Genomic DNA, 22,310 nt, shown 5'->3' with positions numbered 1-22,310 from the left:
ACAGCCTTGACCACCACCGGGCGACACCAGGGCAGGACCGCGCTGGTCACGGGAGGCAGCCGCGGTATCGGGCGGGCCATCAGCCGGCGGCTTGCACGCGAGGGTGCGCTGGTCGCCGTCCACTACGGGCACGACGAGGCGGCGGCGGAGCGTACCGTCAAGGAGATCGAGACGGACGGCGGCCGCGCGTTTGCGATACGCGCGGAACTGGGCGTCCCGGGCGACGCGGCCACGCTCTGGTCCGCGTTCGACCGCGAGCTGGCCGCGCACGACACGGACGCCGAACCCGGCCTGGACATCCTGATCAACAACGCCGGGATCACCCTGCCCCGGCCGATCGAGCACGTCACCGAGGACGACTACGACCACGTCTTCGCCGTCAACGCCAAGGCCCCGTTCTTCATCCTCCAGCAGGGCCTCGGCCGGCTGCGGGACGGCGGCCGGATCATCAGCATCTCGTCGGCGGCCACCCGGGTCGCGTACCCGGCGATCATCGCGTACTCCATGACCAAGGCGGCCCTGGACCACCTGACGCTGTCCCTCGCTCTCCAGCTCGCCCCGCGGAACATCACGGTGAACACGGTGGCGCCCGGCTTCACCGAGACCGAGATCAACCCGACCTTGCAGAACCCGCAGATCCGGCAGGCGCTGTCCGCGGCCTCGGTGTTCGACCGGCTCGGCACGCCGGCGGACATCGCCGACGTGGTCGCCTTCGTCGCGAGCGACGACGCCCGCTGGGTGACCGGCCAGTGGCTCGACGCGACCGGCGGCGTCCACCTCGGCCTGTAGGCCGGCCGGTTCGTTCCACACCTCAACCACTTCGAGGGGACGGCAGTCCCGAGGAGCACTCCATGAACGACGGCACGTCCGCGCTCGCGGATCTGTCACCGGACGACCCGCTCACCCAGCCGTTTTCCGGCACGAGTCCCTACGACGAGTATGTGCGCGCCTCCGTCCTCAACTCCCTTCAGCAGCCGCTGACCGAGGCCGCCGACGAGATGGGCTTTCTCGTCACGACCCAGGTGATGGAGCTGTGGTTCACGCTGATCGTGCACGAGTGGCGGGCGGCCCGGGAGGCCTTCGCCAAGGACGACCTGGACGTCGCGGCGGACGCGCTGGTGCGCAGCCGCCGCGCGGTCGAGGCGCTGATCGCTTCGTGGACACCGATCGCGGCACTGACGCCACATCAGTTCAACGGCTTCCGTGCGGCGTTCGGCAAGGCGTCCGGCTTCCAGTCGGCGATGTACCGGCACATGGAGTTCCTGCTCGGCGACAAGTCCGCCCCGCTGCTGCGGTCCCACCAGGGCGATCCGGCGGTGCACGAGGCGCTGCGCGAGTCGTTTCACGAGCCGTCGCTCTACGACGAGGTGCTGCGCTTCCTGCACCGGCAGGGACTGCCCGTGCCGGAGCAGGTGTGCGAGCGCGACGTCACGGCTCCGTACACGTCGGACCAGGGTGTCGTCGCTGCGTGGCGGCAGGTCTACGCGGGCCCGCAGCACCATCCGCTGCTCGCGCTCGGCGAGTTGCTCACCGACATCGCGGAGCGGGTCATGCGCTGGCGGTTCGATCATGTGATGGTGGTGCGGCGGGCGATGGGCACCAAGACGGGCAGCGCCGGTTCGTCCGGCGTCGCCTGGCTGGAGGCCCGTGCGAAGCGGCCCGTCTTCCCGGAGCTGTGGGCGGTGCGCGGTGACGTCTAGGGAGATCTCGGCCTTCGCCGCCGAGGAGGAACAGCGCGTCCTGAGCCTGAAGCCGGTCCTCGCACCGGTGCACGGGAAGTACGGGGACCATCCGCACCAGGTCTACGACGCCTGGCCCGCCGAGGACCCGGAGGCACCGCTGGTGCTGCTGCTGCACGGCGGGTACTGGCGCTACGACCGGATGCATCTGACGCCGTTCGCCTCCTGGCTGGCGGAACGGGGCTTCTCGGTGCTGCTTCCGGGCTTTCGCCGGTCCGGGGGAGCCGGCGGCTATCCGGCGACCTTCGACGACATCGCCCGGATCGTGGACACGCTGCCCGCCGGCCGGCCGTACGTCCTGGCCGGTCACTGCTCCGGCGGCCACCTCGCGCTGTGGTGCGCGGCCCGCCGTCTCCTGCCGGCCGACTCGCCCTGGCACACGACATCCCTGCCACCGGCCGTGCTCGCGCTGGCCCCGCTGACCGACCTGGAGGCCACCCGCCGGGACCGGCTCAGCAACGACGCGGCGCTGCAACTCCTGGGCGGGCCCGGCCTGTTCGAGGAGCGGATGCCGTACGTCGATCCGCTGACGCTGCTGAAGGGGCCGGGGACGACGGGTGTGCGGACCGTGCTGCTGCACGGCGCGGTCGACGAGGAGGTGCCGCTGTCGCAGTTCACGGACTACGCGGCGGTCCACGACGACCTGGAGACGGTCGTCCTGCCCGGCATCGGCCACTACACGCTGATCGAGCCCGACGCGCCCGGCGCGATCGCGGTCGCCGACACCCTGCGCCGCCTGGCCGCGGCCGCCGCCTCTCAGGAGCCCCACCGCCCGTGACCGCCACGCTCATCGCACAGGCCGCTGCTCTCGACGCCGCAGCGCCGCTCGCGCAGGTCCGCGACCGCTTCCTGCTCCCCGAGGGAGTCATCTACCTGGACGGCAATTCGCTGGGCCCGCTCCCAGCCGCCGTACCGCCGGTCCTGGAAGACCTCGTCCACCGCCAATGGGGCACCGACCTCATCCGGTCGTGGAACGCCAACTCCTGGTGGGAGGCACCGACACGGATCGGCGACAAGGTGGGCCGGCTGATCGGCGCGGCGCCGGGCCAGACCGTGGCGGGCGACTCGACGAGCGTGCAGCTGTACAACGCGCTCAGCGCCGCCGCGGCACTGCGCCCCGGCCGTCCCTACCTCGTCACGGATCCCGATCACTTCCCCACGGACCGCTATCTGACCGACGCGGTGGCGACGCAACTGGGGCTGGAGACGCGGCGGGTGAGCCCGGCCGACCTCGAAGGCTTCCTGGAGGCCGAAGGCGACCGTGTGGCTGTGGTCGGCCACTCCCCCGTCGACTACCGCACGGGCGAGTTGTACGACATGGCCGCGCTCACCCGGGCGGCGCACGACGCCGGGGCGCTGGTGCTCTGGGATCTGTGCCACGCGGTCGGGGCCCTGCCCGTCCGGCTCGACGCCCTGGGCGTCGACTTCGCGGTCGGCTGCGGCTACAAGTTCCTCTCCGGCGGCCCCGGCGCACCGGCCTTCCTCTACGTGGCCCGACGCCACCACGCCGACTGGCGTCCCCCGATGACCGGCTGGAACGGCCACGCCGACCCCTTCGGTCTGCACGACGCGTACGAGCCGGCACCGGGAATCGGCAGGGCCCGTATCGGCACCCCGCCGATCCTGTCACTGCTTGCCCTGGAGGCGGCACTGACCGTGTTCGACGACATCGACATGGCACAGGTCCGCGCGAAGAGCCTGTCCCTGACGCGCTTCTTCCTGGACTGCGCCGACCAGTTGCTGGACGGCTCGGACTTCGAGCGCGTCACTCCGGCCGCCCCCGAGCGCCGAGCCAGCCAGGTGTCCCTGCGTCACCCGCACGCCTACGGGCTGGTCCGTGCCCTGGAGTCCCGCGGCATCATCGGCGACATGCGCGCCCCCGACCTCCTCCGCTTCGGCGTCAACGCCCTGTACACCTCGCACACGGAGGTCCTCAGGGCGGTGGAATGCCTGCGCGAGATCACGACGACAGGGGCCTACGACCCGACGGCGACGGCCACGGGCACGGTGACGTGAGCCGTACGATCCCGGCAGGCGATCTTGCCCGGACGACCGGAGAATGAGCGTGTGGACGACACAGCCGGACGCATCCCCGACTTCATCGAGCCCCTGCGGGTGGCACCGGGTTCGCAGGTGCGGCTGGGCCGGGACTTCGACCCGCGGTACAGGGCCGGCCTGAAGAAGAAGGAGGGGGTGGAGCTGCTGCGCTCCGGGGTGGAGTTGCTGGCCGAGTACCAGGAACGGCTGGCCGCCCAGGACACCTACGGGGTTCTGCTGTGTCTGCAGGCGCTCGACGCCGGCGGCAAGGACGGAACGATCCGGCATGTGATGAGCGGCGTCAATCCGCAGGGCGTGAAGGTGAGCAGTTTCAAGGTGCCCTCCGCCGAGGAACTGGAGCACGACTACCTGTGGCGCTACGCCCGGCGGCTGCCGGCGCGCGGCGAGATCGGCATCTTCAACCGCTCCCACTACGAGGAGGTGCTCGTCGTCCGCGTGCACCCGGAGAACCTCGTCCGGCAGAAGCTGCCGGAGCGGGCCCGCGGAGCGGACGTCTGGGAGCGGCGCTACCGCGAGATCAACGACTGGGAGCGCTACCTCACCGACAACGGGTTCAAGGTGGTGAAGGTCTTCCTGAACCTCTCCAAGGAGGAACAGCGCCTCCGCTTCCTCAAGCGGATCGACCTGCCCGAGAAGAACTGGAAGTTCTCCGCCGCCGACGTCCGGGAACGGCGCCACTGGGACGACTACGAGCGGGCGTTCTCCGAGATGCTCTCCGCGACCAGTACGGCGTGGGCTCCCTGGTACGTCGTACCGGCGGACCGGAAGTGGTTCGCGCGGATCTGCACGGCCGCGATCCTCGCGCACGCCCTGAGGGACATCGACCCCCACTACCCCGAGGTGAGCGAAGAGGCGCGCAAGGAGCTGCAGGCCGCGCGGCGAGAGCTGGAGCAGGAGGCACCCTCCGAGCACGGCCGGGGCTGAGGTCCCCGGGCACGGCCGGCCGCCGGGGCCCTGATGACCGACCATGCTCACGCCGTGTCGCGGCCTGCCGCCACCCGGCCCATCGTCAGGGCCAGCCGCCGTACCCTGCGCCAGTCCATGGGCGGTGCGGCGCGCGGCACTCCGGGGCGGTGCCGCGGCACGCGGACGCGCAGGGCGCCGGGCACGAGCCGGCAGTGCACCGGGGTGGGCAGTGTCAGCGCCTCGCCGTCGACGCCGACCGGGATGTCCGGCGCGTCGGCGTCGACGACGACCTCGCGGGCGGTGACGGTGGTCAGCCCACGGCTGCGCTCGCCGCGGAGCAGCAGATCCGTCGCCTCCGCCGCGGTGCCGACCTCGACGACCAGCAGCCCCAGTGCGCCGGAGTCCAGCCGCTCCCTGCGCCCCAGCCCGGCCGAGTCGCCGGTCAGATAGGGGTTGTTGCTCACCAGGACGGCCTGGGGGCTCTCCACGGCCTCGGCGCCACCGGCGCGGACCGTCAGCCGGGCGCCGCTGTGGTGGGTCAGCAGGTCCGGCAGCATCTCGAGGGTGGTGCGGGCCTTGTCCTCGCGGTAGGCGGGGCTCTGCACGACGGCGGCGTACACGCCGAACGAGGCGTTGTTGACGAAGACCCGGTCCGCCGGCCCGCCACCCGCGCGGACGTAGCCGAGGTCGACGCGGAGTTCGACGCCGTCGGTGAGCGCGTCCAGGCACGCAGCGGGGTCCTGCCGGTCCAGGCCCAGATCCATGGCGAAGTGGTTGCGGGTGCCGGCGCTGATCACCACGAACGGCAGGTCGTGCTCCGCGGCCACACCGGCGACCAGGGCCTGGGTGCCGTCACCGCCCGCGACGCCGAGCAGGTCGGCTCCCCGCTCGACGGCCTGCCGCGCCAGCTCGGCCACGTCCTCGGGGCGGTCCGGGTCCAGCACGACGACCTCCGCGCCCAGGGCCCGGGCGCGCTCCGCCAGCCGGAACTTGTGGACCTTCCCGCCGCCGGAGCGCGGGTTCATGATCAGGAAGGGCCGCAGGGCGCGGCGGACGGGGCGTTCCGGCATGCCGTGCGAGGAGTCGTCGACGAGCGCGGCCCGGCCCGCGGAGACGGCCAGGGCCCACAGGCCGAGCGAGACCAGCACGACCCACAGCAGCCCGGCGGCCGCGTACAGCGCGAGGACGGCGAGCGGCGCGGCGATCACCAGCAGGACGGCCAGCGCCCGCGTCACCCCGGTGCGGGCCAGCATCCACCACACACCGGCCGCCGTGAGCACCAGCCCGGCCGCGCCCACCCCCACGAGGAGGACACTGCCGAGCCCGGCGAAGACCAGCAGCACCGCGACCGCCGCCGCGCCTGCCAGCAGGGCCACCCGCGCGGTCCAGCGCCTGCTCATGGGGCAACCTCCCGTCCTCGCACCGGAACCGGATGCGGGTCCCGGCCGATGCCCACCGGGTGAGCCGGCCGTCGCTGCCGGCTTCCCGCTCAGGCTACGAGGGGGCACCGGACACGGCATGTCCGACGGGACCGTCCGCGCGCGCTCGCCGTGCCGGTGGGAATGCTGCGACCCTGTCCGGTGTCGATTCCGGTGATCGACACCTACCAAGGAGCTGAGATGACCGAGGCGTTGGTGCTGGGCGGCGGTGGCGTGGGCGGGATCGCGTGGATCACGGGGCTGTTGGCCGGGCTCGCCGACACCGGGCAGGACGTCACCGGGGCCGGTCTGCTGCTCGGGACCTCCGCGGGCTCGACCGTCGCGGCACAGGTGGGCAGCGGGCTGGGGCTCGAGGAGTTGTACGCCCGGCAGGTGGATCCCGCCTTGCAGGCCGCCGAGATCATGGCCGAGATGGACCTGGAGAGGTTCGCCGCGGAGATCGGCGCCGCGACCGGCTCCGCCGCCTCGGTCCCGGAGTTGCGGCGCGCGATCGGGCGGGTGGCCCTGGCAGCGCGGACCGTGCCGGAGCCGGAGCGGCGTTCGGTGATCGAGTCGCGGCTGCCGTCCCACGGCTGGCCGGGGCGGCCGGTGAAGGTCGTCGCCGTGGACGCCGAGAGCGGCGAGGCGCGGGTCTTCGACAAGGACTCCGGCGTGCCCCTGGTCGACGCCGTCGCCGCGAGCTGTGCCGTACCGGGTGTGTGGCCGCCGGTGACGATCGACGGGCGCCGGTACGTCGACGGGGGTGTGCGGTCCATGGCCAACGTCGACTACGCGGGCGGCGCGGACCGGGTGCTGGTGGTCGTGCCGATGGGAACCGTCGAGCCCTTCCCCAGCGAGCAGCCGATGGAGCGGGTCGTGGCGGAGCTGCGCGGCCGGGGCGTCGAGGTCGTGGTCGTCGCGCCGGACGAGGCGTCGCAGGCGGCGATCGGCGACAACCCCCTGGACCCGGCCACCCGCCGCCCGGCCGCGGAGGCGGGGCGGGCGCAGGGGCGGGAGCTGCGGCTTCCGTGGGGCCGGGACTGAGCCGACCGAAGCCGTGGATCCCGCACCGGCCTCAGAGCCTGTGTCATATCCCCGGCCGGGCGCGCGACGTCTGGCACGCACTCCCCCACTGCCTTAAGGGCGTGGGGGGACCCCCAGCCGCGTTGCCGAACCACCCACGTGGCTCCTCGCCCACGCTCGGCTTCGCTCGCGCGGGGGCACCCCCATCGAGGGCGCTCCGGCGCCTTGCGATCGCACGCACCAGACGCCGCGCGCTGATCCGACCGGGGATATGACACAGGCTCTCAGGGGCTGCGGTCGCAGACCGACGGCAGCCAGTTCAGTTCCTCGTCGCTGCTGACGCTGTCCAGATGCGCCAGCAGGTCGTCCAGCTGGCGCGGGTCGGCGAGGAAGTCGATGGTCGCCTGGGCGAAGGCGTCGCGGACCGAGGGCGGCATGGCGTCGGAGGCGTCGAAGCAGTGGACCGCTGTGCGGTCCAGCAGGGTGCGGGCCAGGGTGCCGTGCCAGGAGCCGCCCGCGTCGGCGCCCTGCCGGGCCCTGGTGTCCACGGTGAAGCCTGCCTCCTTCGCGGTCCAGGCCTGCTGGGCCTCGGTGGAGGCCAGGTAGCGGATCAGCTGCTGCGTCTCCGGGGTGCTGTGCAGCAGGGCCACCAGGTCGCCGGAGACCTCCCAGGTGTCCTTGGCGGCGGCGCCGGGGACCAGCTCGGAGGAGTGCCGGTAGCGGCCGCGCGCGTCCTTCCAGGGCTGGGAGCTGCGGACGAACGACGCCTGGTGCTCCAGGCTGCACTGCCGCTGCGCGACCAGCTTCGAGGCGTCCTGGTAGTCGGTCTTCAGCGCCCGTGCCACGAGGTCGGGGTCCGCTCCCGCGCCGACCAGCTTCTGCCAGGTCCGCCAGGCCCGTACCACCTCCTTGGACTGCCAGGGCAGCAGGCCGCGCGCCCACCGCTGGTAGGTCTGCCAGCCGGACTGCTGGAGCAGGATGTCCTCGATCCAGTCCGTGCCGGGCCAGCCGCTGGTGGCGCCGGAGCCCATGCCCAGGCACCACTGCCCGGGCCGGTCCCTGGCCTCCTTCAGCTCCTGGTCGGTGGTGCGCTCCGGGTACCAGACGATGCTCTTGACGTCGGCCTTGAGCGGGAACCAGTACACGTGCCCCTTCAGCCGCGTGGCCCAGGACGTGCCGAACGCGCCCTTGGGGAGGAGGTCTTCGACGGGGAGGAGCTGTGTCCGCTCCGCGTAGTCGGCGAGTTCGCCCGGGCCGGTGAGCACCACGACGTCGGGGGGCGTGCCCGCCTCCGTGTCGGCGCTGAGCACCTGGCTCTCGGCGGAGCTGCCCTGGTAGTCGACGCGGATGTGGTACTTCCGCTCGAAGGGCTCGATCACCGCGTCCTGAAAGTGCCGTTCGTCGTCGCCGGTCCAGTTGGCCAGCAGGGTGACGGTCGGTTCCTGCCCGAGCACCCGTACGACCACCACGGCGGCCAGTACGGCGAGGCAGCCGGCCACCACGGTGACCACCCGCACGAGGCGGCGGGAGGGGCGGCGCCGCGGGCCGGGGGCGGCCGTCGCCGAGCCGTTGCCGGGGGCGCTCACCGGGGCCTGAACCGGTAGTCGTTGATGTGCTGCCGCAGTCCCGTCTCGGCCAGTGCCATGAGCAGGACGCCTCCTATCACGATCCACACCGAGGCCGCGGCGCGGAAGCCGGTGTGCGCCAGGTACGCGGCGGTCTGCTGCCCCGCGTCGGGAATGGCCGGGCTGGGCTGGGTACGGACGAGCAGGTCACGGGTGTCGGCCATGCCCAGGTGGGTCCACACCGTGAACGCCACCAGGGCCCCGAAGCCTGCGGCCAACAGGGCTCCGGTGGCGATGAGTTGGCGGTTGTACCTGCGCCGGAACCGGTGGCGCAGGAAGAGCTGGGTCTCCACCAGGGCCGCCCCGAGGGCGAGGACGAGCAGCGCGGCCACGCTCCAGCCGAGCCACAGCAGCGGCCCGAAGGAGGTCTGCCGCGCGACCGCGGCCAGCTGTTCGCGCTGCAGCTCCTTCAGCCGGGCCTCGATACCGGAGTCCTCGGCCCTCAGGATGCTGGTCGCATAGCTGAGGTAGGCCTCCCGCAGCACGCTGCCCTCGGGTTCCACCTGGGCCTTCAGGACCATGGCGGTGTACCCGGTGATCAGTCCGGAGACCGTCTGCACGGCCTGCCGGCCGGCCGGGCCGCCCACGTCGTCGGCGGCGGCGAGGTTGACGCTCTGCGCGGCCACCGAGATCTGCTTCTGGAACTCGCTGAAGGACTGGGGCGCCCCGGTCGCGTCCGCGTGCGCCGCGTCGAGTGCGTACAGCGCGGTGTCGATGGCCAGGACGGCGGGGGCGCTGGAGGTGCGCAGCGGGTTGGCGTCGCCGTGCACACCCTCGTAGGACAGGAACAGGGAGAGGGTGAGCAGGGCCGACAGGGCCAGCAGCAGCCGGCGGCGCACGGACAGGTCGTGGGCGGTCGTACTGTCCTCGTCCGGCGGCCGCCGCCCGGCGCCCAGGAGACGGCCGAGGAAGCGGGGCAGGGGGGCGGCGTCCCGCAGCCGTGTACCCGCCCCCGTGTCGGCCTTCACAAGGTTCACCGGGCCCCCCTCAGCAACCGCCCGCAGTCGCCCCCGCAGTACACGGAGTCCGCCGGGCCGATCCACCCGCAGTCCGGGCACGTGATCAGCTCGTCCGCACCGGACGGAGCGGGGTCGACGCTGCCGGGCGGGGCCGGCGGGCCCTGGGCCGGCGGACCGCCGGCCGGCTGCTGGGGCGGTGTGGTCATGGCGCTGGAGAGGATCAGGTGCTGCCAGTCGACGTCCTTCAGGCCGTCGCGGACCCGGCCCGTGCCCGGCTCGGCCTCGATCCGGCGCAGCGAGCCGAGCAGGTGGGCATCGCCCAGTTCCCCGGCCAGCGCCAGCGCCCGGGCCAGCTCGCGGTCCGCCTCCGCCCTGCCCTCCGCACGGCGCAGCCAGGCCCGGTACGCCCGGGCCACTGCGGCGCTCGCCTGCTGGTACAGCTCGTGCCGGCGGACCCCGGGATGCTGCCGGGACGCGTCCAGCGGGTTGTCGGTCCAGCGCACCAGAACCGGCTGCGGTGCGGGCAGCCGTACGGTGCGCCCGAAGTCGGGTACGACCACGTCCACGGCGGCGAGCTGGAGGTCCTCGTCGATCTCGCGGCCGGTCGGGTCGGCGGTGAGCACGACCTGGAAGTGCCGGATCTCCTCGCCCCAGGCGCGGGTGACGTACTCGGCCCCGCGGTCGCCGAACTCGGCGCCGGTGGCGAGGAGTTCCTGCTCGCTGGGGACGACCTGCTTGACCTGGCGAATCACCGTGCCGGGGGTCGGGGTGAGCTTGATGCGCAGCTCGGGGACGGCCGTGCCGAGCAGTCCGCTCACCAACTCCTCGTAGGCGGCGGGCAGTTCGCTCTCCCGGCGGACGGCGCCGGCCCGTCCGTGCAGCCGCCGGGTGATCTTCAGGAGCAGTTCGGCGTCCCAGTCGTCGCCGATCCCCCACGCGTCGCAGACGAACCGGCCGTCGCAGGCCTCCAGGGCGGTGTCCAGGCGCATGGCGGCGCGGTGGTCGTGCTCGTTGCGTCCGTCGGTGAGCAGCAGCACGTGTTTGACGGGCGCGGACTGTTTGCTCAGCAGCCGCCGGGCCAGGTCGAGCCAGTGGCCGATGGCGGTGCCGCCGTCCGCGTCCAGGAGCCGTACGGCGCGTTCGGCGGCCTGGCGCTCGGCGGGCCCGGCGACGGCCATCACCTCCCGTCCGGGGCCGGGGTGGACCACCGTGGCGTCGAACCGGCCGGAGAGCACCGCGAACGCCGTCCCTTCCGGCAGCAGCCGGAGGGCGGCGACCGTGGCGTCCTTGGCGGCGTGCAGTTTGGTGTCCGGGTGGAGCATGGATCGGGAGGTGTCGACGATCAGCACCTCGGCGAGGGCGGGCCCGGACCCGCGGGCGGCGCCGGCGGCGAGGCCCGGGGCGCCGTTGCTCCTGACCCCGATCTCCAGGATGGCGTGCATCTCCCGGTCGCGGGGCTGCCCGCCCGCCGTGGACACGGCGGGCAGTTCCTTCTTCTGGCCGACCGCGAGGGTCACCTCGACCTCCGCGGCGCTCCCGGCCACGCTCATGGCTGCGTCCCCCTCGCTTCCCTGTCGGGCTTCCCTGTCGGCTGGTGCGTTCTCCGTACGGCTCAGAACGTGGTCATCGGCCGTACGGCGTGGGCCAGATCGAGCAGCCGGCCGTGTTCCCCGGCGGTGCGCGCCTGGGCGGCCAGTTGCCTGAAGGACTGCTCCAGCAGCGTGCGCAGGGCGTCCTCGGTGCCGGATCCGAGTAGGTCGCCGGTGGGGAACCCGGACCCGTGGCCCTGGTCCGGGCGGCGGTGCAGGACGTTCTCGCGGACCTCGGCGACCAGCCGGGCCCGGGTCTCGCCGTCGGCGGCGCCGCCGTCCAGGTGCAGTTCGGGCAGCCGGCGCTCCGCGTCCCGCAGGTCGGCCGCCGACGGGGCGTCGCCGTGCAGGATGCCGGCGCGGATCCGGACGGCGGCGATGCGGGCGGCGTCGTAGTGGCGGGAGGTGGCGGGGACGTCGTCGAGGACGTGTACGGCCGCGTCCCGGTCACCCGTGGCCAGGTGGCCGCGGGCCAGGCCGAACGCGGCGGCGGTGTGGGCGAAGTCCCGGGCCCACACGGCCTCGTAGAACCGCATCGCGCGGGCCGTGCGCCCCTCGCCGCCGTGTTCGGCGCAGTAGCCGAGGGCGAGCTTCGGCACGTACTCGCCGGGCAGGGCCCGGTAGACGGCCTCGAAGCAGCTGCCGGCCTGCCGTACCTGGGCCCTGCTCAGGTGGAGCACGCCGCGATGCCAGGCGATGCGCCAGTCGTGGGCGGCGGCGCGTTCGCCGAGCTGGGTCTCGGCCTCGGCCAGCCAGCTCTCCGCCTCGCCCTGCTCGCCCCGTCTGAGGTAGGCGCGGCACAGCCACAGCGCGGTCTCGGGGGTGCCGAGGCGGGATTCGCGGGGCCACTGCCGGGCGACCCGGTCGGGGGCGTCGGGCGGAAAGGTGTCGAGCAGCAGGGCGGCGCCGTCGTCGGGGTCGGGGACCGGCTCCGGGAGGGCGCCGGCGACCTCGGCGGCGGCGGGCGGGGAGACGTCGAGACCGGCGGGGTGTTCACCGGGCCGACCGGTCCAGTGGTCGAGGGAGGGGATCGAGCCGAGCCCGGCGTCGAGGCTGGCTTCGGTGGCGCGGAACCGGGTGGAGCTCTCGGGCAGCTGCTCGCCGAACTGCAGCGAGCGGAACTCGCGCAGCACTTCCCACAGTTGGCGGGACATCTCGGCGGCCGAGCGGAACCGGGCGCGGGGTTCGGCGTGGGTGGCGCGGTCGATGAGGCGGCGGAAGGAGTCGGGGGCGAGGCCGCGGGCCGGTTCGGTGCCGCGGGCCAGGGCCTGCAGGGTCAGGCCGACGGTGTAGAGGTCGCTGTCGACGTGCCAGCCGCGGCTGTCGATCTCCTCTTTGGGCGGGGCGTAGGTCGCGGTGTAGACGTAGGCGGAGCCGCGGTCACCGATCGCGCGGACCGCGCCGAGGTCGATGACCTTGATCGCCCGCCCGAAGTGGATGACGTTGGCGGGCTTCATGTCGCAGTAGAGCAGCCCGCGTTCGTGCATGTACTGCAGGGCGCCGAGGATCTTGCAACCGTAGGTGAGGACGTGGTCGAGGCGGGGGCGGCCCTGGAAGATCCGCTCGGCGTCCTCGGCGTCGAAGAGCTGCTGCAGGGAGCGGCCGCCGATGTAGTCCATGACCAGGTAGCCGGTGGGTGAGCCGCCGGGAAGCCGGTGTTCGACGTGGGTGATGATGCGGACGATGTCCGGGTGGTGCAGGTCGGTGAGCGAGCGGCGCTCCTCGACGGCGTTGCGGCGGGCGAGCGCGTCGTGGACGTTGATCAGCCCCTTGAGGACGACGCGGTAGCCGTCGGCGCTGGTGTCCTCGGCGAGGTGGATCCAGCCGAGACCGCCACGGGCCAGGCAGCCGAGGACCCGGTAGTGGCCGGCCACCATGTCGCCCTTGTCCAGCTGGGGGAGGAAGGAGTAGGGGCTGCCGCAGCGGGGGCAGCGGCCGGTGGCGCGGGCGGGCTGGCCGCCGTAGCCGATGCCGACGATCATGCTGCAGCCGTCCGCGCCGCAGCGGCGGCCGCCGGTGGGCGGCCGGGGGTCCGCGACGAGTGCGCCCTCGGGGTCGGGCACGTCGGGCAGCAGGACCAGTCCGTGCTGGTCGAGTTCGCCGACTCCGGCGACGGCATGACTGGCTCCCGGGCCCGGTGGTTCCTCGCTGCCGGGGTCGGGCGGCGGGGGCGGCGGCTCGGTCTGCGGCTCCAGGTGGCGGTGTCCGCAGGTGTCGCAGTAGCCGGTGCCCATGATGTGGCCCGCGCAGCCGGGCCGGATGCACGAGGTCATGGGGTGCCCTCCCTTCCGGGATCCGTGCCGGGGATTCCGGGTTCCGTGCCGGGGATTCCGGGTTCCGTGCCGGGGATTCCGGGTTCCGTGCCGGGGATTCCGGGTTCCGTGCCGGGGATTCCGGGTTCCGTGCCGGAGCAGAAGGCGATGAACCGCCGGGCGGCGGTCTCCGCCTCGTCCACGTCGCAGGGGGTGCGGCGGAGCAGCGACAGGGCGCTCTCGTAGAGCCGGTAGGCCTCCATGACCCGGTCGCCGCCCTGGGTGGCGGCCCGTTCCCGGCACAGCGGCCAGGCGGCGGTGACGCGGCCGAGGAGTTCCTCGCGGCGGTGCAGCCGGGCGTCGAGGAGCGAGAGTGCCTGTTCCAGGCGCAGGCGGCGGCGTTCGGCGGCGTCCTCGAAGGTGAACAGCAGGTCGGCGCGCCGGGGTTCCCGCTCCCGCTCGGGGGTGTGGGCGACCCAGGCACGCAGCATCCGGGTGCGCCGCACGCCGGCCTCGGCCTCGTCCAGCAGCTGCCGGGTGGCGGGGTCCGCCGTCACCCGGTCGCGGCGCTCGTCGAGCGCGGGTCCCAACCTGTCGACGATGTCGTCGAGTTCGTGGTGCAGCCGGGTCCAGCGCTCGCGCAGCGGGCGCCGGACGAAGGATTCGGCGGCCTGGGCCGCGTGGCCGCCGCGGCGGCGGAAGACCAGGAGCAGCCGGGCGCCCTGCCGGGCGAGCCGGTCCAGCAGGCCGAGCAGGGCGTCGGGGTCGGCGGCCTGGTCGACGCCGACCAGGACGGCGGCGAGCGGGACGCGCAGGCCGCCGAGCCGTTCGGGCCGGGGTTCGCCGCGGATGCCGAGCCGCCAGGCGATCCGGTCCATGACCTGAGTGACCGTCATGCCCTTGACGTCCAGGGCGAGATCGTGGCCGCCGGGCGGGGGCACGGTCTCGGGCGGGTCGTGGCCGAAGGCGCTGGTGTTCTGCTGGGTGCGCAGCTCCCGGTCGGCCAGGGTGACGGCGCGGGTGAGGGTGAAGGCGCGGCTGCTGCGGGCGGGGACGACGGTGACGAGCACCGGCCAGCCCTCGCCGCGGAACCAGGAGGCGAGTTCGGTGGCGAACGGCACGTCGAGCCGGCCGGCGGCGCCGGTGCGCAGCGCCGGGTCGACGGCTTCGGCGCCGTCGGTCCAGGCGGCGGCCTGCGGCAGATGGCTGAGGATGGTCTCGGTGGGGCTCATGTAGCTGAAGGCGGAGCCCGGTCCCTCGTCGACGCTGAGGACGATCCCGATGACCTCGTCGGTCTCGTGGTCGACCACTCCCCCGCCGCTGAAGCCCGGGGCGGCCAGTTCGCCCGGGGTCTGCGGGCGCAGCTGCACCTGGCTGTCCCGGCCACGGGCGGCGACGAGGACGGCGCCGTGCCAGCGGCCGCCGTCGTCGCCGGCCGGGAAGCCGTACATGCTCACCGGTCCGTGCGGCGCGGCGAGCCGGTAGAGCCGGGTGGTGTGCTCGGCGGGCAGCGGCTGCGCGAGCCGCAGCAGGGCCAGGTCGCCGCTGCGGTCGCCGAAGGTGTCCTCCCGCTGCGGCACGTGTTCGTCCGCCCGGACCGTGGCGGCCACGCCCGGTACGCCGGGTACGCCGACGAAGTGGACGACGTAGGGCCGCCCGGGCCGGACGACATGGGCCGCGGTGAGCACCCGGTCGGGGGCGAGCAGCACCCCCGCACCGATCACCCGCCCGTCCTGCTCCTCGATGCGAGCCACCCAAGGTGGCGTCCGTAACCGCGACTTGACGGCTCGCTCCCCCGTGCGCGTCATGGCACCCGAGGTTACTCCGCGTGCCGTTGCGCTACCACTGGTGTGCACGGGGTTGTCGCGGACGGACGGGATGCGGGCGCCCGTGCCGCAGCTTCGCCGGGTCCGGTCTCACGGTGCGCAGGCCTCCCACCCGGTCCACCGCAGCACGGTGACGGCGATCACCGGCCCGTCCGGCGGGCGGTCACGGTACTGCGGGTACTTCGCGCACAGCAGCCCGACGGCGGTCTCGTGGGCGTGGCGTACGGCCGGGTCGGCCGCGTCGGGAGGCAGGACACGGGCCTCACCGTCGGCGCGGACCCACCACAGGTGGTCCCAGTTCTCGTCGTAGGCATCCGCGAGCAGGCACACGGACGGGTGCGCGGCGATGTTGCGGAGCCGCTTGAGGCGTGCGGTTGTCTTGGGCTTGTGGTCGACGGCGGTCACGAGGTGGTCGGTGTCGTCGAGGGTGTGCCGGGCGAAGACCACCGGCACCTGGTGCGGACGCCCGGCCGGGTCGACCGTGGCCAGCCGGGCCACCCGGGCGGCGGTGAACCGGCGTCGCGCCTCGGCCTCGTCCAGTTCGGGCATTCCCGCTCCCCGGCCGTCAGCGCACGTGCAGTGCGTCGAGTACGTCGAGCACGTCGGCGTCGGTCAGCTGCCCGAAGTCGTCGTACCACTGGCCGACGGCGCTGAAGGCGGCCGGCCGGTGCGGGCACACGATGATGTCGGCCTCGGCGGTGAGCAGGTCGAGGGAGTCCGGGGCGCCGACCGGGACGGCCAGGACGAGCCGGGCGGGCTGCCGGCGCCGTACGTGGCGCAGGGCGGCGCGGGCGGTGGCGCCGGTGGCCAGGCCGTCGTCGACGACGATCACCGTACGGCCCTTCAGCTCCGGGGGCGGGCGGTCGCCGCGGTAGCTGCGCTCGCGCCGGGCCAGCTCCTGCCGCTCCCGCTCCACGACGGGGGCGAGCCGCTCCTCGGTCAGGCCCAGATGGTCGAGGGTGTCGGCGTCGAAGAGGGGCGGGTCGCCCGCGGCGAGGGCGCCGACGGCGAACTCCTCGTGGTGCGGGGCGCCGATCTTGCGGACGACGAGCACGTCGAGCGGGGCGTCGAGAGCCCGGGCGACGGGTGCGGCGACGGTGATCCCGCCGCGTGGGAGGGCAAGCACGACGGGGTCGGGCAGTTCGCCCTGGTCGCGCAGGTCGCTGAGCAGGCCGGCGAGTGTGCGTCCGGCCTCGGCGCGGTTCCGGTAGCGCATGGGCCCGTCCTCTCGCCGGGGTCCTCTCCTCCCCCGTACCTCCATGGTGCTACGGCGACGGGACCAGCCGTCGGGACCACCCCAGGAGGATTCGAACAGATGATCTATACACAGAGTGTATAGTCCCGGCATGCCTCTTTCGCCTTCGACCGAGATGACCGAGATGAAGCCGGCCCCGCAGCCCGCACCCAGGAAGATGCACGGAGGGCGCCGAAGGTTGCGTCTGTCCGCGCTCGCCGCGGCCGCCGCCTGCCTGGCGCTGACGCTGTCGGGCTGTGCGGAGGTCGACACGACCTCGCCGAGCAGCGCGCGGGCCGAGGCGGCGCACGGGGCACCGGCCCGGTTCGGGAGCGTCGACTGCCGCGAGGCCAAGTGCATCGCGCTCACCTTCGACGCCGGGCCCAGCGAGAACTCGGCGCGGCTGCTGGACATCCTCAAGGAGAAGAAGGTCCCCGCCACCTTCTTCCTGCTCGGCAAGCGGCACATCGACACGTACCCGGAGCTGGTCAAGCGGATGGCGGCCGAGGGGCACGAGGTCGCGAGCCACACCTGGGACCACAAGATCCTCACCCGGATCTCGGACGCGCAGATACGCGAGGAGCTGAAGCGGCCGAACGACGCGATCGAGCGGCTCACCGGGCGCAAGCCCACGCTGATGCGCCCGCCGCAGGGCCGCACGGACGCCAACGTGCACGAGATCGCCAAGGAACTGGGCCTCGCCGAGGTGCTGTGGAGCGTCACCGCGAAGGACTACACGACCAACGACTCCGCGCTGATCAAGAAGCGGGTCCTCGAGCAGGCCTCCCGGGACGGGATCATCCTGCTGCACGACATCTACAAGGGCACCGTGCCCGCCGTCCCCGGCATCATCGACGCCCTGAAGGAGCGCGGCTACGTCTTCGTGACGGTCCCTCAGCTCCTGGCACCCGGCAAGGCCGAGCCGGGGAAGGTGTACCGGCCCTGACAGTCCCCTCGGCCGGTCAGAACACCACGGACCAGCCCTCGCGCGCCGCCTGGTCGGCGGTGTACGAGACGCCGTGGACCTTGAGGCCCGCCGCGTCGAGGAGGGTGATCTCGCCGCCGTGGTTGCCGAGTTGGGTGGCGTCGGTCAGCGGGACGGCGAGGCAGGCGCCCGGCGCGAGGGGGGCCGCGGCGGGTACCGGCGTGCCCTGGCCGCCCAGCCGGGCGACGAGGCGCCAGCCGGTCAGGTCGACCGGGTCGGGCGAGGCGTTGAGGAGGGTGACCGTCTCCGCCTCGGGGGCCGGGCCCTTCGGGTTGACGAGCGCCGCCACGATCCGCACGGACTGCGTGCCGGGCTCGGGCCGGCTGCCGTCGACGTCGTCGAGGGCGTGGCCGGTGGTGTCGTCCGTGTGCCAGGACTGGCTCTGGAAGGCGAGGAAGACCCCGGCCCAGCGGGACTGGCCGGGGAAGTGCAGCAGCAGTCCGCCGTCCTGCCAGACCCCGTCGTCGCCGCTGAAGCGGCCGCTGTTGCCCTGGTTCATGTGGATGTCGTGGACGCCGTTGCCGGGCAGGAACCCGAACACCTTGTCCTTGACCGTCGGTTCGGGTCCGAAGCGGGCGCCGAAGACGTACAGGCGCGCGTCCGGGTCGTCGATCGCGCGCTGCACATAGTGGTCGAGGAGGTCCGCGAGGTCGTTGTCGGGGCCCGCGGCGTCCGCCGGCAGGGTGCGCAGGCCGGCCGGGTCGAAGAGGTTGCCGCGCACGAAGTCGAGGTTCGGGCCGCCGGGGCCGGGCGGCAGCGGGTTCCAGCCGTCGGCCAGGCCCTCCAGACGGGCCGTCACCGGGTGCCGGAAGTCGTCGGCGACCAGGTAGAGCAGCTCGGCGGGCTGCTGCTGGGAGAGGACGTTGACCGCGGCGCGATAGTGGGTGCCCTGGTCGTCGGTGAGATGGATCTGGTAGTGCGGTGTGTCCCGCGCGCCCTCGCGTCGGGTGTCTACGGCCCGGGCGATCAGAACGCCGTACGTCTTCAGCGGCATGTGGATCAACTCCCCCTGCGATCGGGCAGGTTGCCCAGCCCTCGGCAGGAAGGGTAAGCGGGCGGCCGGCCCGGCTCGGCCCCCGCCACCGACTGTTCCCGGACACGACTCCTCGCGGACATCCGGCTGTGCCCGGGGCGGGCGCGGAGGTGCGGGTGACCGGCGCGCATTCCCTACGATCGGGGCGTGCCCTTCTTCTCTCTCGAACGCACCGTGCCTCTCCCCCTCGACGAGGCGTGGCACCGGCTCACCGAGTGGCCCCGTCACGGTGACGTGGTCCCCCTGACCCGGATCACCGTGGTCACGCCCGCGCCGACCCGGGAGGGCACCCGCCTGGTGGCCCGTTCGGGCCTCGGCCCGCTCGCCTTCGACGACCCCATGGAGGTCACGGTCTGGTGCCCGCCGGGGGACGACGAGCCCGGGCTGTGCCGCCTGGAGAAGCGTGGCCGGGTCGTCCTGGGCTGGGCCGAGATCGAGGTCCGGCCGGGGCCCGGGGGCCGTACCCGGGTGGTGTGGCGCGAGGAGCTGCGGCTCCGCTTCCTCCCCCGCCTCTTCGACGGCGTGGTGGAACGGACGGCACGCTCGGTGTTCGGGCGGGCGGCGAACCGGCTGCTCAGGCGGGCGTGAACGTGGGGGTCCCGTTCTCCCGGGCGAGCCGGCGCGCCGAGTACCTCGCCGACCGCACCGCCGCCCGGAGCGGGGCATGCACCGGCAGCAGAGCCGACGGCCGGGCAAGCGGGCTGTGGGAACGCCTCACCGCCCACATGGAGTCGATCCCCGAACACGAGGGCGAGCGCCTGCGCCGGGTGCCTGCTCATCGGCGAGCCCGGGCCCGCGGCCGTCACCTCCGACGACGAGCGGGCGCGCGGCGTCGCAACCGAACCCGCCGGGGCACGGCGGGCGGTCGCCCGGCAGATCCTGCGCGACGGAGTGCGCGGCTGAACCGCTTCGCGGGGGCTCAGGGCCTGTGTCATATCCCCGGCCGGGCGCGCGACGCCCGGCACGCACGCTCGCCGCACACAGGCTCTCAGGCCACCGACCCGATCCGCCCCGCCGGCAGCGACGCCGTGTCGTGGTGGATCGGGGTGTGGGCGCCGGTCAGGGACGCCCCGCTGCCGCCGCGCCGGTTCGCGACGATCTCCGCGGCGATGGACAGTGCCGTCTCCTCGGGCGTACGGGCGCCGAGATCGAGGCCGATCGGGGAGCGCAAGCGGGCCAGTTCGAGTTCGGTGACGCCGACCTCGCGCAGGCGCTCGTTGCGCTCGAGGTGGGTGCGGCGGGAGCCCATCGCGCCGACGTAGGCGACCGGCAGGCGCAGGGCCAGCTGGAGCAGCGGTACGTCGAACTTGGCGTCGTGGGTGAGGACGCACAGGACGGTACGGCCGTCGACCTCGGTGCGCTCCAGGTACGTGTGGGGCCACTCGACGACGATCTCGTCGGCCTCCGGGAAGCGGGTGCGGGTGGCGAACACCGGGCGGGCGTCGCACACCGTGACGTGGTAGCCCAGGAACTTGCCGACGCGGACGAGGGCCGAGGCGAAGTCGATGGCGCCGAAGACGATCATCCGGGGGGCGGGGACCGACGACTCGACCAGGAGGGTGAGCGGGGCGCCGCAGCGCGAGCCCTGCTCGCCGATCTTCAGGGTGCCGGTGCGGCCCGCGTCCAGGAAGGCGCCTGCCTCGGCGGCGACCGTACGGTCCAGTTCGGGGTGGGCGCCGAAGCCGCCGTCGTAGGAGCCGTCGGGGCGGACCAGCAGGGCTCGGCCCAGCAGTTCGGCCGGTCCCGTGGCGATCCGCGCGACCGCCGCCGCCTCCCCACGGGCGGCGGCGGCCAACGCGGCCGCGAGCACCGGCCGGGCGGGACCGTCCGCCCGGACCGGTGTGACGAGGATGTCGATGATGCCGCCACAGGTCAGGCCGACGGCGAAGGCATCCTCGTCGCTGTACCCGAAGCGCTCCAGGACGGTCTCGCCGTCCTCCAGCGCCTGCCGGCACAGGTCGTACACCGCGCCTTCCACGCACCCGCCGGAGACCGAGCCGATGGCCGTGCCGTCGGCGTCCACCGCGAGGGCGGCGCCCGGCTGGCGCGGGGCGCTGCCGCCGACGGCCACCACGGTGGCGACGGCGAAGTCACGGCCCTGCTCGACCCACCGGTTCAGTTCCTCGGCGATGTCCAGCATCTCTCGGTCTCCTTAGGCGGGTTGCGGGAAAGGGGCGGGGAGCCGGCTACTTCACGCCGAGCCAGCCCTCGATGGGATGGAGTGCGAAGTAGACCAGGAAGATGACCGTCAGACCCCACATGAAGGCGCCGATCTCGCGGGCCTTGCCCTGGGCGGTCTTGATGGCCACGTAGGAGATGACGCCCGCGGCGACACCGGTGGTGATGGTGTACGTGAACGGCATCAGCACCACGGTCAGGAAGACCGGGATGGCGGTCGCACGGTCGGCCCAGTCCACGTGCCGGGCGTTCATCAGCATCAGCGCGCCGATGACGACCAGGGCGGCGGAGGCGACCTCCTGCGGGACGATCGCGGTGACCGGGGTGAAGAACAGACAGGCCGCGAAGAACAGGCCGGTGACGACGGACGCGAGACCGGTCCGGGCGCCCTCACCGACGCCCGTCGCCGACTCGATGAAGACCGTCTGGCCGGAGCCGCCCGCCACACCGCCGATCGCACCGCCGGCGCCGTCGATGAACAGCGCCTTGGACAGGCCCGGCATACGGCCCTTGTCGTCGGCCAGGTTGGCCTCGGTGCCGACGCCGATGATGGTGGCCATCGCGTCGAAGAACCCGGCGAGCACGAGCGTGAAGACGATCATGCCGACCGTCATCGCGCCGACCTTCTCCCAGCCGCCGAACTCGACGTTGCCGAAGAGCGAGAAGTCGGGCATCGAGACCGCGCTGCCCTTGAGCTCGGGGGCGCCGTTCGCCCACTCCTTAGGGTCGATGACGCCGAGTCCGTTGAGGACGGCGGCGACGATCGTGCCGGAGATGATGCCGATGAGGATGGCGCCGGGGACGTTCCGGGCCTGCAGCATGAAGATCAGCAGCAGGGTGCCGGCGAAGAGCAGGACCGGCCAGCCGGCGAGTTCACCGGCGGGGCCGAGGCTGACCGGGGTGTGCGCGCCCTGGTGCACGAAGCCGGCCTTGTAGAAGCCGATGAGGGCGATGAACAGGCCGATGCCCATCGTGATGCCGTGCTTGAGCGCGAGGGGAATCGCGTTCATGATCATCTCGCGCAGGCCGGTGACGACCAGCAGCATGATGACGACGCCGTACATCACGCACATGCCCATGGCCTGCGGCCAGGTCATCTGCGGGGCCACCTGCGAGGACAGCACGCCCGAGACGGAGAGGCCGGCGGCGAGGGCGAGCGGCACCTTGCCGACGAAACCCATCAGCAGCGTGGTGAAGGCCGCTGCGAACGCGGTCGCGGTGATCAGGGCCTTCTGGCCGAGCGTGTCCCCCGCCGCGTCCTTGCCGGACAGGATGAGGGGGTTGAGCAGGAGGATGTAGGCCATCGCCATGAAGGTGGTGATGCCGCCGCGGACCTCTCGCGAGACCGTGGACCCTCTCTTGGATATGTGGAAGTACCGATCGAGCCAGGACCGACCTGCCGCGATGCGCGTGCCTTCGCCCGCGTCGTCGGCTGCGGTCCTGGGCTCCACTGACTGCTGGGTCATGGTGCCATCTCCCAAGGTT

At 73.3% G+C, this 22,310-nt stretch carries 19 protein-coding genes; 8 read left to right on the top strand and 11 right to left on the bottom strand.

The genetic code is table 11. From position 1 onward, the window contains the following. The first annotated feature begins 6 nt into the window (after nucleotides 1-6). The 5 genes from ACZ5DS_RS06860 to ACZ5DS_RS06840 all read left to right on the top strand — a co-directional run bounded on the left by ACZ5DS_RS06860 (nucleotide 7) and on the right by ACZ5DS_RS06840 (nucleotide 4,721). The gene (locus tag ACZ5DS_RS06860) at nucleotides 7-789 is read left to right on the top strand and encodes an SDR family oxidoreductase (RefSeq protein ID WP_468234786.1); all 783 of its coding nucleotides are present in this window, start codon (nucleotides 7-9) and stop codon (nucleotides 787-789) included. Between the two features lie 62 nt (nucleotides 790-851). After that, nucleotides 852-1,700 (top strand): tryptophan 2,3-dioxygenase, encoded by an 849-nt coding sequence (locus ACZ5DS_RS06855; protein ID WP_468234785.1) that lies wholly within the window; start codon nucleotides 852-854, stop codon nucleotides 1,698-1,700. Continuing rightward, nucleotides 1,690-2,517 carry an alpha/beta hydrolase family protein gene (locus tag ACZ5DS_RS06850; RefSeq protein ID WP_468234783.1) on the top strand — a complete coding sequence of 276 codons (828 nt, stop codon included), beginning with the start codon at nucleotides 1,690-1,692 and terminating at the stop codon, nucleotides 2,515-2,517. Before ACZ5DS_RS06855 ends, ACZ5DS_RS06850 begins: the two co-directional genes overlap by 11 nt. After that, entirely contained in the window at nucleotides 2,514-3,755 is a 1,242-nt protein-coding gene (gene kynU, locus ACZ5DS_RS06845; protein ID WP_468234781.1) for a kynureninase, read from the top strand. Before ACZ5DS_RS06850 ends, kynU begins: the two co-directional genes overlap by 4 nt. 51 nt (nucleotides 3,756-3,806) lie before the next feature. Beyond that, nucleotides 3,807-4,721, top strand: a complete 915-nt coding sequence (locus ACZ5DS_RS06840; RefSeq protein ID WP_468234779.1) for a polyphosphate kinase 2 family protein — start codon at nucleotides 3,807-3,809, stop codon at nucleotides 4,719-4,721. A gap of 47 nt (nucleotides 4,722-4,768) precedes the next feature. Here the strand turns inward: ACZ5DS_RS06840 and ACZ5DS_RS06835 are convergent, their stop codons facing one another. Continuing rightward, nucleotides 4,769-6,103, bottom strand: coding sequence for a diacylglycerol/lipid kinase family protein (locus tag ACZ5DS_RS06835; RefSeq protein WP_468234777.1), 1,335 nt, complete (start codon nucleotides 6,101-6,103; stop codon nucleotides 4,769-4,771). A gap of 219 nt (nucleotides 6,104-6,322) precedes the next feature. Between ACZ5DS_RS06835 and ACZ5DS_RS06830 the strand changes: the two genes are divergently transcribed. Beyond that, entirely contained in the window at nucleotides 6,323-7,165 is an 843-nt protein-coding gene (locus ACZ5DS_RS06830; RefSeq protein WP_468234775.1) for a patatin-like phospholipase family protein, read from the top strand. A gap of 263 nt (nucleotides 7,166-7,428) precedes the next feature. Here the strand turns inward: ACZ5DS_RS06830 and ACZ5DS_RS06825 are convergent, their stop codons facing one another. The 7 genes from ACZ5DS_RS06825 to ACZ5DS_RS06795 form a co-directional block, all read right to left on the bottom strand. Beyond that, nucleotides 7,429-8,730 carry an ABC transporter substrate-binding protein gene (locus tag ACZ5DS_RS06825; protein WP_468234773.1) on the bottom strand — a complete coding sequence of 434 codons (1,302 nt, stop codon included), beginning with the start codon at nucleotides 8,728-8,730 and terminating at the stop codon, nucleotides 7,429-7,431. Next, nucleotides 8,727-9,746: a hypothetical protein gene (locus ACZ5DS_RS06820; protein WP_468234772.1), complete on the bottom strand. Its 1,020-nt coding sequence runs from the start codon at nucleotides 9,744-9,746 to the stop codon at nucleotides 8,727-8,729. Before ACZ5DS_RS06820 ends, ACZ5DS_RS06825 begins: the two co-directional genes overlap by 4 nt. Continuing rightward, on the bottom strand, nucleotides 9,743-11,278 hold the full coding sequence (locus tag ACZ5DS_RS06815; RefSeq protein WP_468234770.1) for a VWA domain-containing protein: 1,536 nt from the start codon (nucleotides 11,276-11,278) through the stop codon (nucleotides 9,743-9,745). Before ACZ5DS_RS06815 ends, ACZ5DS_RS06820 begins: the two co-directional genes overlap by 4 nt. Before the next feature lie 62 nt (nucleotides 11,279-11,340). Continuing rightward, the gene (locus tag ACZ5DS_RS06810; protein ID WP_468234768.1) at nucleotides 11,341-13,590 is read right to left on the bottom strand and encodes a serine/threonine-protein kinase; all 2,250 of its coding nucleotides are present in this window, start codon (nucleotides 13,588-13,590) and stop codon (nucleotides 11,341-11,343) included. Further along, complete coding sequence (locus ACZ5DS_RS06805; protein ID WP_468234766.1) at nucleotides 13,587-15,377, bottom strand: trypsin-like serine peptidase; 1,791 nt, start codon at nucleotides 15,375-15,377, stop codon at nucleotides 13,587-13,589. The genes ACZ5DS_RS06810 and ACZ5DS_RS06805 overlap by 4 nt, the downstream gene beginning before the upstream one ends. A gap of 108 nt (nucleotides 15,378-15,485) precedes the next feature. After that, nucleotides 15,486-15,944, bottom strand: coding sequence for a TIGR03668 family PPOX class F420-dependent oxidoreductase (locus ACZ5DS_RS06800; protein WP_468234764.1), 459 nt, complete (start codon nucleotides 15,942-15,944; stop codon nucleotides 15,486-15,488). A gap of 16 nt (nucleotides 15,945-15,960) precedes the next feature. Next, entirely contained in the window at nucleotides 15,961-16,611 is a 651-nt protein-coding gene (locus tag ACZ5DS_RS06795; RefSeq protein WP_468234763.1) for a phosphoribosyltransferase, read from the bottom strand. Nucleotides 16,612-16,807: 196 nt separating this feature from the next. Between ACZ5DS_RS06795 and ACZ5DS_RS06790 the strand changes: the two genes are divergently transcribed. After that, nucleotides 16,808-17,575 carry a polysaccharide deacetylase family protein gene (locus ACZ5DS_RS06790; RefSeq protein WP_468235111.1) on the top strand — a complete coding sequence of 256 codons (768 nt, stop codon included), beginning with the start codon at nucleotides 16,808-16,810 and terminating at the stop codon, nucleotides 17,573-17,575. 16 nt (nucleotides 17,576-17,591) lie between these two features. Here ACZ5DS_RS06790 and ACZ5DS_RS06785 read toward each other — a convergent pair whose 3' ends face one another. Next, on the bottom strand, nucleotides 17,592-18,608 hold the full coding sequence (locus ACZ5DS_RS06785) for a DUF2278 family protein (RefSeq protein ID WP_468234761.1): 1,017 nt from the start codon (nucleotides 18,606-18,608) through the stop codon (nucleotides 17,592-17,594). 186 nt (nucleotides 18,609-18,794) lie between these two features. Here ACZ5DS_RS06785 and ACZ5DS_RS06780 point away from each other — a divergent pair, with 186 nt between their 5' ends. Continuing rightward, nucleotides 18,795-19,235 carry an SRPBCC family protein gene (locus tag ACZ5DS_RS06780; protein WP_468234759.1) on the top strand — a complete coding sequence of 147 codons (441 nt, stop codon included), beginning with the start codon at nucleotides 18,795-18,797 and terminating at the stop codon, nucleotides 19,233-19,235. Nucleotides 19,236-19,635: 400 nt separating this feature from the next. Here ACZ5DS_RS06780 and ACZ5DS_RS06775 read toward each other — a convergent pair whose 3' ends face one another. After that, on the bottom strand, nucleotides 19,636-20,787 hold the full coding sequence (locus ACZ5DS_RS06775; RefSeq protein WP_468234757.1) for an XdhC family protein: 1,152 nt from the start codon (nucleotides 20,785-20,787) through the stop codon (nucleotides 19,636-19,638). 46 nt (nucleotides 20,788-20,833) lie between these two features. Further along, a complete protein-coding gene (locus ACZ5DS_RS06770; protein ID WP_468234756.1) occupies nucleotides 20,834-22,291 on the bottom strand; it encodes an NCS2 family permease in 1,458 nt (485 codons plus the stop codon). Nucleotides 22,292-22,310: the final 19 nt, after the last annotated feature.

Source organism: Streptomyces sp. NPDC031100 (assembly GCF_055570785.1).
This window is presented reverse-complemented; position numbering and strand designations above follow the sequence as displayed.